The sequence below is a fragment of the Exiguobacterium sp. HSB13 genome, from assembly GCF_056764755.1.
Genome location: NZ_JBUZOM010000001.1, coordinates 2,075,886 through 2,091,746, shown reverse-complemented (window position 1 = coordinate 2,091,746; position 15,861 = coordinate 2,075,886). Strand labels below are relative to the sequence as shown.

At 31.5% G+C, this 15,861-nt stretch carries 15 protein-coding genes; all 15 read left to right on the top strand.

What is annotated here, in order from left to right:
- Positions 1-10 precede the first annotated feature (10 nt).
- The 15 genes from ACZGCQ_RS10950 (at position 11) to ACZGCQ_RS10880 (ending at position 15,841) form a co-directional block, all read left to right on the top strand.
- Positions 11-775 (top strand): tyrosine-protein phosphatase, encoded by a 765-nt coding sequence (locus ACZGCQ_RS10950; protein ID WP_481266273.1) that lies wholly within the window; start codon positions 11-13, stop codon positions 773-775.
- A gap of 182 nt (positions 776-957) precedes the next feature.
- The gene (gene galU, locus ACZGCQ_RS10945) at positions 958-1,851 is read left to right on the top strand and encodes a UTP--glucose-1-phosphate uridylyltransferase GalU (RefSeq protein WP_481266272.1); all 894 of its coding nucleotides are present in this window, start codon (positions 958-960) and stop codon (positions 1,849-1,851) included.
- A 38-nt stretch (positions 1,852-1,889) separates the two neighbouring features.
- A complete protein-coding gene (locus ACZGCQ_RS10940) occupies positions 1,890-3,740 on the top strand; it encodes a polysaccharide biosynthesis protein (RefSeq protein ID WP_481266271.1) in 1,851 nt (616 codons plus the stop codon).
- Positions 3,741-3,774: 34 nt separating this feature from the next.
- Positions 3,775-4,401 (top strand): sugar transferase, encoded by a 627-nt coding sequence (locus tag ACZGCQ_RS10935; RefSeq protein ID WP_481266270.1) that lies wholly within the window; start codon positions 3,775-3,777, stop codon positions 4,399-4,401.
- 4 nt (positions 4,402-4,405) lie between these two features.
- On the top strand, positions 4,406-5,275 hold the full coding sequence (locus ACZGCQ_RS10930; RefSeq protein ID WP_481266269.1) for an NAD-dependent epimerase/dehydratase family protein: 870 nt from the start codon (positions 4,406-4,408) through the stop codon (positions 5,273-5,275).
- On the top strand, positions 5,275-6,453 hold the full coding sequence (locus tag ACZGCQ_RS10925; RefSeq protein ID WP_481266268.1) for a glycosyltransferase: 1,179 nt from the start codon (positions 5,275-5,277) through the stop codon (positions 6,451-6,453). Before ACZGCQ_RS10930 ends, ACZGCQ_RS10925 begins: the two co-directional genes overlap by 1 nt.
- A gap of 13 nt (positions 6,454-6,466) precedes the next feature.
- Positions 6,467-7,504, top strand: a complete 1,038-nt coding sequence (locus ACZGCQ_RS10920; protein ID WP_481266267.1) for a glycosyltransferase — start codon at positions 6,467-6,469, stop codon at positions 7,502-7,504.
- A gap of 21 nt (positions 7,505-7,525) precedes the next feature.
- Positions 7,526-8,560, top strand: a complete 1,035-nt coding sequence (locus tag ACZGCQ_RS10915) for a glycosyltransferase (RefSeq protein WP_481266266.1) — start codon at positions 7,526-7,528, stop codon at positions 8,558-8,560.
- Positions 8,561-8,626: 66 nt separating this feature from the next.
- The gene (rfbA, locus tag ACZGCQ_RS10910; protein ID WP_481266265.1) at positions 8,627-9,532 is read left to right on the top strand and encodes a glucose-1-phosphate thymidylyltransferase RfbA; all 906 of its coding nucleotides are present in this window, start codon (positions 8,627-8,629) and stop codon (positions 9,530-9,532) included.
- On the top strand, positions 9,529-10,086 hold the full coding sequence (rfbC, locus tag ACZGCQ_RS10905; protein ID WP_481266264.1) for a dTDP-4-dehydrorhamnose 3,5-epimerase: 558 nt from the start codon (positions 9,529-9,531) through the stop codon (positions 10,084-10,086). The genes rfbA and rfbC overlap by 4 nt, the downstream gene beginning before the upstream one ends.
- A 2-nt stretch (positions 10,087-10,088) precedes the next feature.
- Positions 10,089-11,075: a dTDP-glucose 4,6-dehydratase gene (gene rfbB, locus ACZGCQ_RS10900; protein WP_481266263.1), complete on the top strand. Its 987-nt coding sequence runs from the start codon at positions 10,089-10,091 to the stop codon at positions 11,073-11,075.
- Positions 11,072-11,920 (top strand): dTDP-4-dehydrorhamnose reductase, encoded by an 849-nt coding sequence (gene rfbD / locus ACZGCQ_RS10895; RefSeq protein ID WP_481266262.1) that lies wholly within the window; start codon positions 11,072-11,074, stop codon positions 11,918-11,920. The genes rfbB and rfbD overlap by 4 nt, the downstream gene beginning before the upstream one ends.
- A gap of 49 nt (positions 11,921-11,969) precedes the next feature.
- The gene (locus tag ACZGCQ_RS10890) at positions 11,970-13,400 is read left to right on the top strand and encodes an oligosaccharide flippase family protein (RefSeq protein ID WP_481266261.1); all 1,431 of its coding nucleotides are present in this window, start codon (positions 11,970-11,972) and stop codon (positions 13,398-13,400) included.
- Positions 13,401-13,422: 22 nt separating this feature from the next.
- Positions 13,423-14,586, top strand: a complete 1,164-nt coding sequence (locus ACZGCQ_RS10885) for an acyltransferase family protein (RefSeq protein ID WP_481266260.1) — start codon at positions 13,423-13,425, stop codon at positions 14,584-14,586.
- Positions 14,587-14,668: 82 nt separating this feature from the next.
- Positions 14,669-15,841: a hypothetical protein gene (locus tag ACZGCQ_RS10880; RefSeq protein WP_481266259.1), complete on the top strand. Its 1,173-nt coding sequence runs from the start codon at positions 14,669-14,671 to the stop codon at positions 15,839-15,841.
- Positions 15,842-15,861: the final 20 nt, after the last annotated feature.

Below are 15,861 nucleotides of genomic sequence, written 5' to 3'. Positions count from 1 at the left end.
GGACATTCACATGGTTGATATCCATTGTCATATCTTGCCGCTCGTCGATGACGGTCCGTCTAGTGTCGAGCACGCGTTACAGTTAGCAGAACAAGCTGCTGCCGAGGGAGTATCGCGGATCATTGCGACACCGCACCTCTATCATCCGCAATTCGAGACAGAAGACGTCGACGTACAATTGACAGTGAATGAGTTCAACGTGTTATTGAAACAACGTGATATTCCAATCACTGTCTATCCAGGACATGAGATTCGTTTGATTGGTGAGTTGATGGAAGCTATAGAAGCAGGGCAAGCGTTAACGTTGAATGAGTCGCGCTACATCTTGATTGAGTTCCCGTCGAGTGGGATTCCATCGTACGCGCGTCAAGTATTCGCTGAATTGATTTCAGATGGCTACATTCCTATTGTTGCGCATCCAGAAAAGAACAAGGCAATTATTCAAAATCCGTCCCTATTATTTGAACTGATTTCGAATGGTGCGATCAGTCAAGTCACATGTGCTAGTTTAGTTGGAAAGTATGGTAAGGATGTGCAACGCTTTGCGTTGGCTCTGTTAGAAAATGCACAAGCACATCTCATCGCTAGTGATGCGCACCATATAGAGAAACGTCCGTTTTACTGGAAACAATGTGAACAAGTGCTTGAAAAGAAATTAGAAGATTGGTTGATTGATGAAATTTATGAAAACAATGAAGCAGTTTTATTGAATCAATTGGTCACGATCAACCCGCCAAATCCAGTCGAAAAGAACTGGAAAGGACAGTGGTTATAAGTGATTTAATGTCAATGAAAGGAAAAGAGAGTGAATTAACACTCTCTTTTTTCTATGTTAACGCTTACATTATGAATATATGGAAAAGTTTATGGTAAGTAGAATGTGGTATGTGTTATCTTAAATAAAGTAAAGATTGCCATATAAATTATCTTATGGAAAATGAGAATGGAGTGAATCTCATGAACCGAGTCAAAAAGGCAGTGATTCCAGCAGCGGGGCTTGGAACACGTTTTTTACCAGCGACAAAAGCAATGCCGAAGGAAATGTTACCTATTGTTGATAAGCCAACGATTCAATATATTATCGAAGAAGCAATTGAGTCAGGGATTGAAGATATCATCATCATTACAGGTAAAGGTAAACGGGCAATTGAAGATCATTTTGATTCAGTGCCGGAGCTTGAGGCAAATCTAATTGCTAAAAATAAATCTGATTTGTTACATCTTGTTGAAGAGACGACAAATATTAACATCCATTTCATCAGACAATCCAAACCAAAAGGTTTGGGAGATGCAATTCTCCAAGCAAAGGCATTTATTGGAGAAGAGCCGTTCGTAGTTATGTTGGGTGATGATATAGTTCAAGCTGAAATACCATGTACACGTCAATTAATTGAGCAATACGAACAAACTAATCGTTCAATCATCGGAGTGCAACAAGTGCGAGATCAGGATACACAACGTTATGGTATCGTCGATCCAAACAACAGCATCTCAGAGAATTTACATGAGGTGAAATCATTCGTTGAAAAACCTATTTTAGGAACAGCGCCGTCTAATTTAGCTATTTTGGGACGCTATCTTTTAAAACCAGATATTTTTAAGTACTTAGAAACACAAATTGTTGGAGCTGGTGGAGAAATTCAACTGACAGATGCGATTTCAAGACTAAATGAATTTGATGAAGTATTGGCTTACGAGTTCCGTGGAAAGCGCTACGATGTGGGAGAAAAACTAGGTTTTATCCAAACGACACTTGAATTTGCGTTAAAACGTGACGATTTAGGAGATGATGTCGCACGCATGATGGAAGATTTATTGGCGGAGAGAGCGAACCGAATCTCCTCTTTATAAGAAATACTTCAGATGTGAAGAGAAAGGACTTTCAACTAATGAAATTTTATTATTATTATCGAACCCTGACATTAGCCTGTATTGATGCTGTAGCGTTATGTATTGCTATTGCTTTTACTTATTTTTTCTTATATCCGAGAGAGCTATTTGACTTGATTGACAGTCAACTCTTATTACAATCGGCAGCAGTTTTTTCTTTACTGTTCGTCACACTTGCCTTCTTAATGAAGTTGTATCGCGTGAACTGGAAGTACGCTAGCATTCAGGAAGCTTTAACGCTTTCTTTATCATTAGGAGTCAGTTCCATCGGTCTAATGATTTATCAAAAATTCTTATTTGGACAAGTTCTTGAACGTATCACGATTCTCAGCTTTTGCATTGCTCTATTGCTTTTAGGAGCAATTCGGATCGTATTACGTCTGCTTGGGATTGGTCAGCATTGGCGTAAATATGCTCTACCGTTACGTTTAGTCAAAACACGTAAACGGACACTTGTGATTGGTGCTGGTCGTGCCGGGCGTGCCCTTGTTCGTCAGTTATATGCTTCACCTTTTCATGAATTAAAACCAGTTGCTTTTGTCGATGACGATCCGAAAAATATGCATTTCATGATTCAGGGAATTGAAGTTGTCGGAACAACGAAAGACTTAAAAGTAGCTATCGAGAAACATAATATTGAAGCAATTGTGCTCGCAATTCCATCACTGAATCAACAGCGACGGATCGAACTAATCACAGAAGCAAAGACGTTATGTAAAAACGTTCAGACTCTACCAATGATTGAAGAATTAATTACCGGTAAGATTTCAGTTAATGCAATTCGTGATGTTTCGATCGAAGATTTATTGGGTCGAGAACCGGTTGAACTTGATATTTCTGGAATTAAAACAGAGATTGAAGGTCGGACAGTTCTTGTAACCGGAGCAGGTGGATCGATTGGTTCAGAAATTTGCAGACAAATTATTCAGTTCAATCCTACAACGATTGTACTGCTCGGTCATGGAGAAAACAGCATTTACCTGATTGAACGCGAATTACGCAGCCTTCAAGTTCCAATTAACTTAGTTCCAATTATTGCAGATGTCCAAGATCGGACGCGACTTGAAGAAGTTTTCGCAACACATAAACCAAATGTTGTATTTCACGCTGCAGCACATAAGCATGTGCCGTTAATGGAAGCAAATCCGTACGAATCAGTAAAAAATAATGTGTACGGAACTAAAAATGTCGCGGAAGTGGCTGATTTATTCCAAGCAGAACGTTTTGTCATGATTTCGACAGATAAAGCTGTTAACCCGACAAACGTAATGGGATCGACGAAACGAATTGCGGAGATGATTGTGCAAGATTTAGGTCGTCGTAGTCAGACAAAGTTTGCTGTCGTTCGTTTTGGGAATGTACTCGGCAGCCGTGGTTCAGTTATTCCACTCTTTAAATCACAAATCCTTGCAGGCGGACCTGTTACAGTAACACATCCTGAAATGACACGTTTCTTCATGACGATTCCGGAAGCAAGTCGTCTAGTTATTCAAGCAGGGATTCTAGCCGATGGTGGAGAAGTATTTGTGCTTGATATGGGGGAACCTGTCAAAATTATCGATCTCGCAAAGAACATGATTGAATTGAGTGGTTTTACAGAAGACGAAATGCCGATTGTGTTTTCTGGTATTCGTCCGGGTGAGAAGATGTACGAAGAATTACTTAAGGACGGTGAGGTTGATTCGGAAGCAATTTATCCGAAAATTTTTGTCGGACGAACGTGTCAAAAAGAACCGGTAATGAATATTTTAAATTTAGTCGACCAGTATAAAGAAGTACCATTACAACTAAGAAATATTTTACTAGATATTGCAAATGATGTTGTTGTACAAGAAGAAAATTTGGTCTAATTAACTTTTTATACTATAAAAGGAGAAAATAAAATTGAACTATCTAAAAATTAAACGTCCTTTAGGCTTCTTAATAGCATTAGTTGCATGTTTAGTATTAGTTCCAGTATTTGTACTGATTATGGCTGCAATTAAGATTGAGTCAAGAGGTCCGGTATTCTTTAAACAAAAACGAGTAGGGTTAAATAAAAATCATTTTAATATTTTAAAGTTCCGAACGATGTATATTGAAACGCCAAACGATACACCAACACACTTATTAGCGGATCCGGATGTCTATATTACGCGTATAGGTAAGATTTTACGTAAAACTAGTTTAGATGAGTTACCTCAATTATTTAACATCCTTAAAGGGGAAATGGCGTTTGTCGGACCCCGTCCTGCTCTATGGAATCAGTACGATTTAATAGATGAGCGTGACAAATATCAAGCAAATGACACGTTACCTGGTTTAACAGGTTGGGCACAAATTAACGGTCGTGATGAGTTACCAATTGAGGTCAAGGCAAAATTGGATGGAGACTATGTAAAACAGATTGGATTTATGATGGATACACGCTGTTTTGTTGCTACGGTTTTTAGTGTTTTAAAGAGTGATGGAGTAGTTGAAGGTGGTACCGGCTCGTTAGCATCAAAAGAAGCTGCGAGTTCAAAGGAGTAAATACATGAAAAAAATACTGATAACAGGAAAAAATAGTTATGTAGGTAATAACCTATCAGATTGGATTTCTCAAAAAAATAATGGTTATAAAGTTACAATGGTAGGAATGAGAGATGGAGAATGGGAAAAGATTGATTTTTCTTCTTTCGATACTGTTGTACATGTAGCTGGTATTGCACATGTGTCTACGGATCCAAGAATGAAAGAACAATATTTTAAGATTAACAGAGATTTGACTAAAGAAGTTGCGATAAAAGCAAAAGAATCTGGTGTGAAACAATTCATTTTTTTAAGTAGTATTATTGTTTTTGGAAAAGCTACATACAATCAAAAAGCTATAAATGTTAAAACAAAAGCAAATCCAGAGAATTTTTATGGTGAAAGTAAAATACAAGCAGAGAAAGAACTGTTAACTATAGAAGATAAGTCTTTTAAAGTTTCTATTGTAAGACCCCCTATGATTTATGGAGAAAATTCAAAAGGAAATTATCCTAAATTATCAAGACTAGCTAATATTTCACCTTTGTTTATTAAAAATACAAATAAAAAAAGCATGATTTATATAAAAAATCTATGTGAATTTTTATATCTACTTATAAAAAATAATGAAAAAGGAGTATTTCATCCTCAAAATGACGAAGTGATAAGCTCTTCAAAACTTTTTAATACAATAGCAAATGTTAATTCAAAAAATATATTAAATATAAAAATAAATGATGCAATTATAAAAATATTAATTGATAAAATTGAAATTTTTTCTAAAATTTTTGGAGATTTACATTACGAAGAAAAACTTAGTCAATACAAAGAAAAATATAATATTTTTAGTTTTGATGAATCAATAAAATTATCAGAAAAAAAGGATAAAATTTAATGAAAAAAATACTAATTGTCTCTTCAGTAGCATCTATGATTGATCAATTTATAATGCCAAATATAGAGTTATTAAAAGATCACAATGTAGAAGTTCATGTAGCTGCTAATTTTGAAAAAGGAAATACATGCTCGGTTGAAAAAATTGAAAAATTGAAAACTAAGTTAGAATTACTCGATGTTACATTCTATCAAATAAACTTTGATAGAAATGTTTTTGATTTGAAAAATAATCTGCTTGCTATATTGCAATTGATGAACATAACAAAATCCACTAAGTTTGATTATATACATTCACATTCTCCTATTGGTGGAGTATGTGCAAGGATCGTAGGACAATTAAGAAAAATTAAAGTTATATATACTGCTCACGGATTTCATTTTTTTAAAGGAGCACCAATTAAAAATTGGTTGATCTATTACCCGATAGAAAAGATATTATCTAATTTCACTGATACTTTAATTACTATAAATCTCGAAGACTATAAGTTTGCCCAAAAAAAATTTTCTTCTAATAATATAAAATATCTTCCCGGTGTAGGCATACAGACTGGTATACATTCTAATTCAAATAGAAGTATGAAATCAGATATAAGAAAAGAATTATGTATACCTGCTGAATCTAAAGTTATGCTGTCAGTAGGCGAACTAAATCAAAATAAAAATCATGACTTTATAATTGATAGTATGTGTTCAAGTCTTTCTGAAGACAATGTATATTATATAATTTGTGGACAAGGCGAAATGTATCGTTATTATATAAATAAAATTAAAGATTTGAAATTGGAGAGGAAAGTATTCTTTTTAGGTTTTAGAGAAGATGTAAAAGATATATACAAAATGGCGGATTTATTTGTTTTTCCTTCTAAGAGAGAGGGATTACCTGTATCTATCATGGAAGCGATGAACAACAAATTACCAGTAGTGTGCTCTAATATCAGAGGAAATATTGATTTGATAGATGAGAATAAAGGTGGCATATATATCGATTTGTCTAATATGGATGAAACCTCGCATAAAATAAACGATTTACTGCAGGATGAAAACTCTTTAGACTTTTTTGGCGAGTATAACGCTAGAAAAATAAAAAAGTTTGATGTTAAAAATATTAATAAGATGCTTTTGGATATATATGGAATAAAAGAAGCCGATTTAGTAAGCAAAATAGAGAATATGTAATTAGGAGAAAAAAATGAGAGTAATGCATGTTTTAAATACTAATAAATTTTCAGGTGCCGAAAAAGTGGTTATTGAAATTATAAATAAAAGTTCAGATCAGTATGAAATGTACTACTGTTCTCCAAGTGGAACTATAAATAATAATTTAAAAAATAATAATATTAAGCATATAGAATTAGATTCTTTAAATTCTAGAAAATGTTTTAAAAAAGCAATAGATTTAGTAAAACCTGATATTATTCATGCACATGATATTCGTGCGACATTTTTTTCAAGTATTTATTCTGGAAAAATTCCGGTTGTTTCGCATCTACATGGTAATTCTGATCAAATGAAGAAAGTATCATTAAAGTCACTCATGTACTTATATTCTAGCTTCTTCGTAAAACATATAATTGCAGTTTCAAAAAGTGTTTTAAAAGATTATAAATATTCTGATTTTATAACTAAGAAAACATCAGTTTTATATAATTTTGTAGATAAAGAGAATTTGATGAAAAGTGTAGAAAAAGATACTAATATGTATGATTTTGATTTTGTGTTTCTTGGACGATTGTCTTTTGAAAAAAATCCTTTAAAAATTGCAGAGATTTCTTCACATATACTAAAGGAAGATCCCACACTTAAGTTTGGAGTCATTGGTGATGGTCCATTAAAAAATGAGATGGAGAATATTTTTATAAAAAATGGTGTGAGAAGTCAGGTGGATTTTTTAGGTTTCGTAGAAAATCCGTACAAAATTTTAAGTCTAAGTAAATTTATGATAATGTGTTCGAAATTTGAGGGAACTCCTATGGCTGCTATAGAAGCCTTACATCTCGGTGTCTCAATAATTACATATCCAACGGATGGTTTAAATGAACTTATAATTCATGGTCAAAATGGATATTTTGCTAAAAATGATAATGAATTTAAAGAGTATGCTTTTAAAATTTTTAATACTACATCTTTAAAAAAAGAACAGAACACTTCTTTGATGACTCCTAAAAGCTACATGGAAATTCTTGAAAAAATATATGTTGGAATAAATCAGTTTAAAAGAGATGTTTGAATACGTTATGAGGGTGAAGTTATGAAAGTTATTGCATTGACTGGTGGTAAAAATGTTTCAAGTGCTAGATTTAGAATTAGGCAATATATAGAAATATTAAATAATGATTATGACATTGAACTAGTTGAATCTTACTCGACCTTTACTTCGTATCCACCTAAAAACAAGTTATTACGCCCTTTATGGTTAATATTAGTATATGTAAGTCGCTTAATAACAGTTATAAAAATTAATTTTTCAGATGTTGATGCAGTAATTCTCCAAAGAGAAGTAATTTCTACTATTTATTCAGTGGAAAGATTTATAAATAAAAAAATTATTTTTGATGTAGATGATGCTATATTTTTAACACAAAGAAATAGATCTATTGAAAAAATTGCGAAAAAATCCGAAATGATATTTTGTGGCAATAAGTATCTATATGATTGGTTTAAAAAATACAATAAAAATATTTATATTATTCCTACTTCAGTTGATACTAATAGATTCGTTCCTAAAAATAAAGGTTGCAAATCTGAAAAAAAAGATTTTGTAATTGGATGGTCTGGAACAAGTAGTGGTTTAAAATATTTATACGAAATTGAAACTCAACTCAGTAACTTTATAAAAAAACACAATGATATAAAGTTGCATATAGTGTCTGATAAAAATCCTCAATTTCAAAATGAAATTTTGAAAAAAAATTTAATTTTTACAAAATGGAGTAAGGATAATGAAGTATCGACTATTCAAAACTTTGATGTTGGATTAATGCCTTTAGAGAACACTGAATGGGAAAAAGGTAAATGTAGCTATAAAATGCTGTTATACATGGCTTGTGGAATTCCCTCAGTAGTTAGCGACTTTGGAATGAATAGTGAAATACTTAGTTCAAACGAATTTGTTGGCTTAGGAGTTAAAGATATAGAAGATTGGGAAAAAAAAATCGAAAAAATTTACTTAGACGAAAACTTAAAGAATAAACTAATTTTAAATAGTAGATTGCATTGTTCGGAAAATTTTTCGCTTGAAAATATTTCTCGGACTATTAGTGAACTAATCTTAAGAAAAGTATAAAATCCGTAATTTTTTATTTGTGTTCTAGCTGTATTTTTAATAAAAAAAGGGGCGAGTGATATTTTTATGAAAGGTATAATATTAGCAGGAGGAAGCGGTACAAGATTATATCCACTTACTAGGTCGATCTCAAAACAATTATTACCAGTTTACGATAAACCGATGATTTATTATCCGATGTCTACTTTGATGTTAGCTGGAATTAAAGAAATATTGATCATTTCGACACCAGAGGATACACCACGCTTTGAACAACTGCTTGGTAATGGAGAAGAACTCGGACTCTCATTGTCATATAAAGTTCAAGAATCTCCTGATGGTCTTGCTCAAGCATTTCTTATAGGTGAAGAGTTCATCGGGGAAGATTCTGTTGCTCTGGTGCTTGGCGATAACATCTATTACGGTCACGGGTTCACAGATTTACTTCAAAAAGCAGCTTTTTTAAAAGAAGGATCAACTGTTTTTGGTTATCATGTTCACGATCCAGAACGTTTTGGCGTTGTTGAATTTGACGATCATCAAAACGTGATTTCAATCGAAGAAAAACCTGAAGTCGCTAAGAGTAACTATGCAATTACTGGACTTTATTTTTATGATAATCGAGTCGTTGAGTTTGCTAAATCGTTAAAACCTTCTTCAAGAGGCGAACTCGAAATTACAGATCTAAACAAATGCTACCTTGAAGACAACTCCTTACGTGTCGAGTTACTCGGTCGTGGATTTGCATGGCTTGATACAGGAACACATGAATCGTTGCTTGAAGCATCGACGTTTATCGAAACGATTGAAAGACGTCAGAAACTAAAAATCGCTTGTCTTGAAGAAATCTCATATCGGATGGGGTACATTTCTAAAGAACAGTTGATTGAATTAGCGCAACCATTACAAAAAAATGCTTATGGCCAGTACCTGCTTCATGTTGCGAAAACAGTAAAAGATACTTCTGAGAAGAAAGCAGGTCTTACTTTATGAAAGCACTAAAAAGTAAATTAGAAGGTGTTCTTTTGCTAGAACCTAATGTTTTTGGAGATCATCGTGGTTTTTTCATGGAGAGCTATAATCGCCAAGTTTTTCATGATTTAGGCGTTACACATGAGTTCATTCAGGATAATCATTCACTCTCCAAAGAGGCTGGCGTGTTACGTGGTATGCATTATCAGTTACAACCAAAGGCACAAACAAAGCTCGTTCGAGTGGGATCAGGGGCAATCTATGATGTAGTAGTTGATATGCGAGTTGGTTCACCTACCTATGGGGAATGGGAAGGGTTTATTTTAAGCGAACATAATAAACGTCAGTTGCTTGTTCCAAAAGGCTTTGCACATGGTTTTTGTACGCTGACTGAGTATGTCAATGTTCTCTATAAAGTTGATGAATTGTATTCGTCTGAACATGATCGGGGTATCCAATGGGATGATCCTGAAATCAACATTAATTGGCCAGTATCAAACCCGATTTTGTCAGAAAAAGATACAAAACATCCAATGTTGAAAGATGCAGAAAATAATTTTAAATGGAGTGAATGATGATGAATTTAATCGTTACTGGTGGTGCTGGTTTTATTGGAAGTAACTTTGTCCGTCATATGCTCAATACATATCCTGACTATACAATTATCAATCTTGACTTGCTAACTTACGCAGGAAATGAAGAAAGCCTAGATGATTTAATCGATAATCCTAAACATATTTTTGTGAAAGGAAACATCACTGAACGCGATTTGTTAGATCAACTGATTACAGATTATAAAGTAGATGGAATCATTAACTTTGCTGCTGAGTCGCACGTGGATCGTAGTATCTTGAATCCAGAAGTCTTCGTCGAAACAAATATTCAAGGAACATTGGCATTGTTAGACGCTGCTCGTAAGCACAAGTTGAAGAAGTATGTTCAAGTCTCAACAGATGAAGTATACGGTTCGCTTGGAGCAGAAGGGTACTTCACAGAAGATACACCACTTGCACCAAACAGTCCGTATTCGGCTTCTAAAGCCGGTGCTGATATGTTGGTTCGTTCGTATTTTGAAACATATGGTATGGATGTCAATATTACGCGTTGTTCGAATAACTATGGACCGTATCACTTCCCTGAAAAACTAATTCCTTTAATGATAACAAACGCAATGGATCAAAAAAATCTTCCGATTTACGGAGATGGTGAAAATATACGTGACTGGCTTCATGTAACTGATCATTGTGCCGCAATTGATTTAGTTTTCCATAAAGGTAAATCCGGTGAAGTCTACAATGTAGGCGGACACAACGAGAGAACAAACAATCAAATCGTTGATTTAATTGTTGATCGTCTCAATGTCTCGAAAGATTTGGTGACGTATGTTGAAGATCGTTTAGGGCACGATCGCCGTTATGCGATTGATCCACTCAAGTTAGAGACAGAACTAGGATGGAAGCCCAAATATACGTTTGATACAGGAATCGTTGAAACGATCGATTGGTATTTAGAAAACGAAGCTTGGTGGCGTCCGCTTAAAGGAAAGTCGGAAATTGTAAAATGAAGAAAAAAATTCTAATTAATGGTGCGAATGGTCAACTCGGAACTGACTTAGTTGAATTAATTGATTCTTCTTTGTACGAAGTTGCTGCTTTTACAAAACAGAATCTCGATATAACTGACTATCAAGCTGTTGAAGAAACAGTCCATCGAATTAAGCCAGACTGGATTCTTCATGCAGCAGCCTATACAAATGTAGAAGCTGCTGAGGATGAAGGAAAAGAAATGAACTGGCTTGTTAATGCGAGTGGAACAGAAAATGTGGCAAAAGCAGCACAACAAGTTGGGGCAAAAATGGTATATATTAGCACGGATTATGTATTTGATGGAGTTAAAAAAACTGAATATGAAGTTGATGATCAAGTCAATCCACTAAATGAATATGGCAAAGCGAAGTTAGCTGGAGAAAAGGCCGTTCAAAAATTTCTTAAACAAGACGGTTATATCATTCGAACTTCTTGGGTCTTTAGTAAAACCGGAAAAAATTTCGTAAATACAATGCGTAAGTTATCTAAAGAAAAAGAAGTACTCACAATTGTTTCAGACCAGTACGGCAGACCTACTTCTACTAAAGATTTAACAGCCTTTATCTTTGCTATTCTTGATCAAGTACCTGAGAGTGGCGTTTATCATTTTTCAAATGACGGAGTATGTAATTGGTATGAATTTGCTGTTCAGATATTAAAAAGTATGTCATTTGAAGGTAAAATAGTAGAATGTAGTTCAAAAGACTTTGTTCAAAAAGCAAAACGTCCTAAAAATAGTATACTTTCATTAAAAAAGACCAAGAAAAATGTTCATTATGAAATTCCTGATTGGGAAATAGCACTTGAAAGAGATTATAAATAAAAGTAAAAGCAATCATTTCTGATTGCTTTTTTTAAAGGATGATTTAAAGTTGGAAACGACACTCACACAAAAAATACTAGGATATCTACCAGGAACGATTATTCCCTCGTTACTCACTTTATTATCTCTAAAAATGTTTTCAGTATATCTTTCGATTGAAGAGTTTGGATTATACAATTATTGGTTGACTCTCTCTTTACTGATTTCTTCTATTTTTTCTCAATGGATTTCCCAACCTACATTAAGATATGCTACAGACAAAAAAATAGTATATCAAGATGAAGTGATAAGTTGGTTTATATTTATTATTGGTATAGTACTAAGTTTGATTTTAGTAATTGAGAACTTCATTTTAGAAAATGAAAATAAATTACTATACAGTTTAGTAATAATACTCGTTTTTTTGTTTACATGTATTCAAATTATTTATACTAAGTTACAAGTTAGTTTTCAAATTAAAAAATATTCGCTTATACGATTAATTGAATCAGGAGCGAAAGTATTACTTCCTGTACTATGTGTTTTTATATTTTCACCAAATGTAAATACTATTTTTCTTTCAATGATTTCAGGAATGTTTCTCATATTAATTATGAATTCTAAAATCTTATTTCCAAAAAAAATTTTCAATAAGAACTTAGTGAAAGATAAAGAATTTATAAATACCCGAAAAAGTTATTTCTCATTTGGAATACCTATGGTAATTTGGTTTTCGATTAACGGAATAATGTCATTTACAGATCGTTTTTTATTAAAGATATTTAATGGATATGATTCGGTTGCTATTTACTCAGCAAACTATTCATTAATTACAGGAAGTGTAGTATTAGTTACTGCACCGTTATTGCTGATAGCTCATCCTATGTTAATGAACAAATGGAATAATGCAGATAAAGACGAAACAGGAAAACTATTGTCATATTTTATAGAGATTTTTATTACAGTTAGTTTTTTAATCGTAGCATTAACTTTTATGAATAAAGATTTAATTACAGTAGTTTTTTTAGACGAGAAATTTAAAGAAGGAAATGTCGTAATGCCACTTATCTTAGTAGGATTTATCATTTGGCAATTAGGAATGTTTTTTCATAAACCAATTGAATTCAAAGAAAACACTAAAAAAATGGTCATTGCCATGTTAATTGCCTGTGGAATAAACATAATGCTAAACTTAATATTTATTCCAAGATTATCATATATCGGTGCAGCTATTTCATCAATTGTTGGCTATAGCACATACTCATTTATTGTTTTTAAATGGGGTAATAAAATAATCAGTTATCAGTTTATGAATAAACAAAGTATGTTAAAAAACATTATTTTGTATATAGCTACTTTCATTATTATAATTATAGTAGATAATTTAAACCTAAAAGTTGATATGATTATTTTAAATATTTTTACAAGTCTATTTTATTTATTACTATACGTTAAGATTAACCTTAAAAGACTGATTAGATTACTTGAAGTCATAAAATAAGTAAAGTGAGCTGAGTTTTTTTATGAAAAGGTATAAATCATTAGATGGTCTAAGAGGAATAGCATCGGTGATCGTGTTAATTCATCATTGTATTATTATTATTCCTTTTTTTTTTAAAGTTCATTTTCATAGAATAAGTAATGATGAGAATAATTTATTACTTCAACTCTCACATATTTTTTGGGCTGGTCATGAAGCGGTATTATTATTTTTTATTTTGAGTGGATTTGTTTTATACAATTCTGTTCAAAAACCCCAAAAATACACATTGTATATATACAATCGATTTTTAAGAATATATATTCCATATGTATTCGCAATTATTATTTCAGCTAGCTTGTATCTTACATTTTATAATTTTAATTTGATCTCTCATAGTAATAGATTTAGTGAATGGTTTAATTCTATGTGGCCATTTCCTATTGACTATCTTTCAATTATATCAGCCATATTTATGACTAGTTATAATTCACATTCAATAAATACAGTTACATGGTCATTAATTCACGAATTGAGAATTTCTCTTTTAATTCCAATGTTAGTATGGTGGATGACTAAAAATAATAGATTTATAAATTTGATGGTAGCAATTTCTTTTTTATTCGTAATAAATGTTATTAGCACATTAATAGTGCCTACTTCTATTGGTTTATATTTATATATAATGATAATGAATTTAAATGATACATTCTATTACATGATTTTCTTTTTAATAGGTATCTATTTAGCTTTAAACATAGAAGTGATACAAAAAAAATTAAGTGAGATTAATTCAAAAGTTGCCTTCTCTCTTTACGGTATTGGTATATTATTTCTTTTATTTGAATGGATTTTTCCTAATATTTCTAGTTTGAAGTATTCTGAAAATATATATATAAGTAAAATAAATTTTTTTTTGATAGATATGCTTATATCAATAGGTATCATCATTATTTTTTCCTTGGCAATATCATATACGCCAATGATTAAATTTCTAGAAAATAAATTATTTATTTTTCTAGGTAAAATTTCTTATAGTCTATATCTTATACATCCTATTGTAATTTTATGTTTAATACATACACTCGGAAACAATTTAAATTATATTCTCATCATAATTTTTAGCTTTATAATTAGTTTGTTATGTGGAGTTATTTTTTACAAGATTGTGGAGAAGAGAACTTTTGTTCTTCTAAGACAAGATTAATTGAATTTTAAAAGATATAATTACTAAAAAATTGAATTATTCAATATATTCTTAGGGGAAATATAAAATTGGGGGTTTACTTTTGAAAGGATATTTAATTTTATTTTTATACATATTAGGTTTGTTTTTACCAAACTCTACAAAAGGCATTATAAGTTCTGATTTTGAAATAGGAAGTAATATTGTTCTCTTATTAGTTTTGATTTATTTTATTTATACTCAAAAAAAGGTAGATCTAATGAGTTTTTATATAGTCATTTTGATAAATAGTTCTCTTTGGCTGTCTACGTTACTTACTCAGGCCCATTTAAACAGTTTTGGAACTTCTATTAGTTTTATGAATCTCTCGCTATTATTGTGCTTAGATTTTAAAGAATTAAAAATTAATAAAAAATCTTATAAGTATACTTTTTTTCTAACTAATATAATCAATATTGCTTTAGGAATGCTGATAGTATTTGATAATGCAAATATTTTAGAGTTCATAAAAAACTATTATTCTGCCTTCTACGATGATTTATTACTCTATATGCTATCTTCAAATAAACCAGTCAATACACTAGCTTCACACTCTTTAGCAGGTTTTTATCATTTTATATTTTTTATATTAAATATACTGTCTTATAAAAAGAGTGGGAAAAATATATATTTAATAATGAGTATTTTCTACATGATACTTTTATGGTTTTTATCTTCGAATACTGCATATTTATTTTTAGGAATTAGTTTTATAATTTTTGTTTTTATACTGTTTTATAAAAATAAAATTCTTTTACTATTTAGTTTATTTGTAGTTTTTGTTGAGTATCTTTTCAATGTCGAATCTGTAAATCATATTCTATTAAATTTATTTACTGAGTCATCAAATGTCTTTAAATCTAGGGAAAATGGAATTCTGAGTAGATACTCTAATTCTGGAAATTTGATGAATAACTACGTTTATCTAAAAGAAAACTATTTTGCACCAGTAGGATTTGGGAATTATACAAATTTAAAATATGGAGATTCTGGTATAGTAGAATATCTTCTAAGAGGTTCTATTATTTGCTTACTTTCAATACTGATTGGTTTTTATATTTTTCTTAAACGCAACTTGGGAAAAAAATATGCCGTACTAATTTTTATTTTGTTTGTATCATTCGAAGTAGGATTTTCTAATTTTATCTATTTTAGAACTCTTTTGGTTCTTCCATTCTTAATTGTGTATTTAAAATTACTTTTAAAAAATGATGCATCAATCACTAAAGAGATTTAATAAATTGATTAATATACTTT

Excerpts from the sequence above, each read along its gene's own strand:
- rfbB (WP_481266263.1), top strand. The coding sequence starts at position 10,089 with ATGAATTTAATCGTTACTGGTGGTGCTGGTTTTATTGGAAGTAACTTT.
- rfbC (WP_481266264.1), top strand. The coding sequence starts at position 9,529 with ATGAAAGCACTAAAAAGTAAATTAGAAGGTGTTCTTTTGCTAGAACCT.
- ACZGCQ_RS10920 (WP_481266267.1), top strand. The coding sequence starts at position 6,467 with ATGAGAGTAATGCATGTTTTAAATACTAATAAATTTTCAGGTGCCGAA.
- rfbD (WP_481266262.1), top strand. The coding sequence starts at position 11,072 with ATGAAGAAAAAAATTCTAATTAATGGTGCGAATGGTCAACTCGGAACT.
- rfbA (WP_481266265.1), top strand. The coding sequence starts at position 8,627 with ATGAAAGGTATAATATTAGCAGGAGGAAGCGGTACAAGATTATATCCA.
- ACZGCQ_RS10915 (WP_481266266.1), top strand. The coding sequence starts at position 7,526 with ATGAAAGTTATTGCATTGACTGGTGGTAAAAATGTTTCAAGTGCTAGA.
- galU (WP_481266272.1), top strand. The coding sequence starts at position 958 with ATGAACCGAGTCAAAAAGGCAGTGATTCCAGCAGCGGGGCTTGGAACA.
- ACZGCQ_RS10925 (WP_481266268.1), top strand. The coding sequence starts at position 5,275 with ATGAAAAAAATACTAATTGTCTCTTCAGTAGCATCTATGATTGATCAA.
- ACZGCQ_RS10940 (WP_481266271.1), top strand. The coding sequence starts at position 1,890 with ATGAAATTTTATTATTATTATCGAACCCTGACATTAGCCTGTATTGAT.
- ACZGCQ_RS10930 (WP_481266269.1), top strand. The coding sequence starts at position 4,406 with ATGAAAAAAATACTGATAACAGGAAAAAATAGTTATGTAGGTAATAAC.
- ACZGCQ_RS10885 (WP_481266260.1), top strand. The coding sequence starts at position 13,423 with ATGAAAAGGTATAAATCATTAGATGGTCTAAGAGGAATAGCATCGGTG.
- ACZGCQ_RS10950 (WP_481266273.1), top strand. The coding sequence starts at position 11 with ATGGTTGATATCCATTGTCATATCTTGCCGCTCGTCGATGACGGTCCG.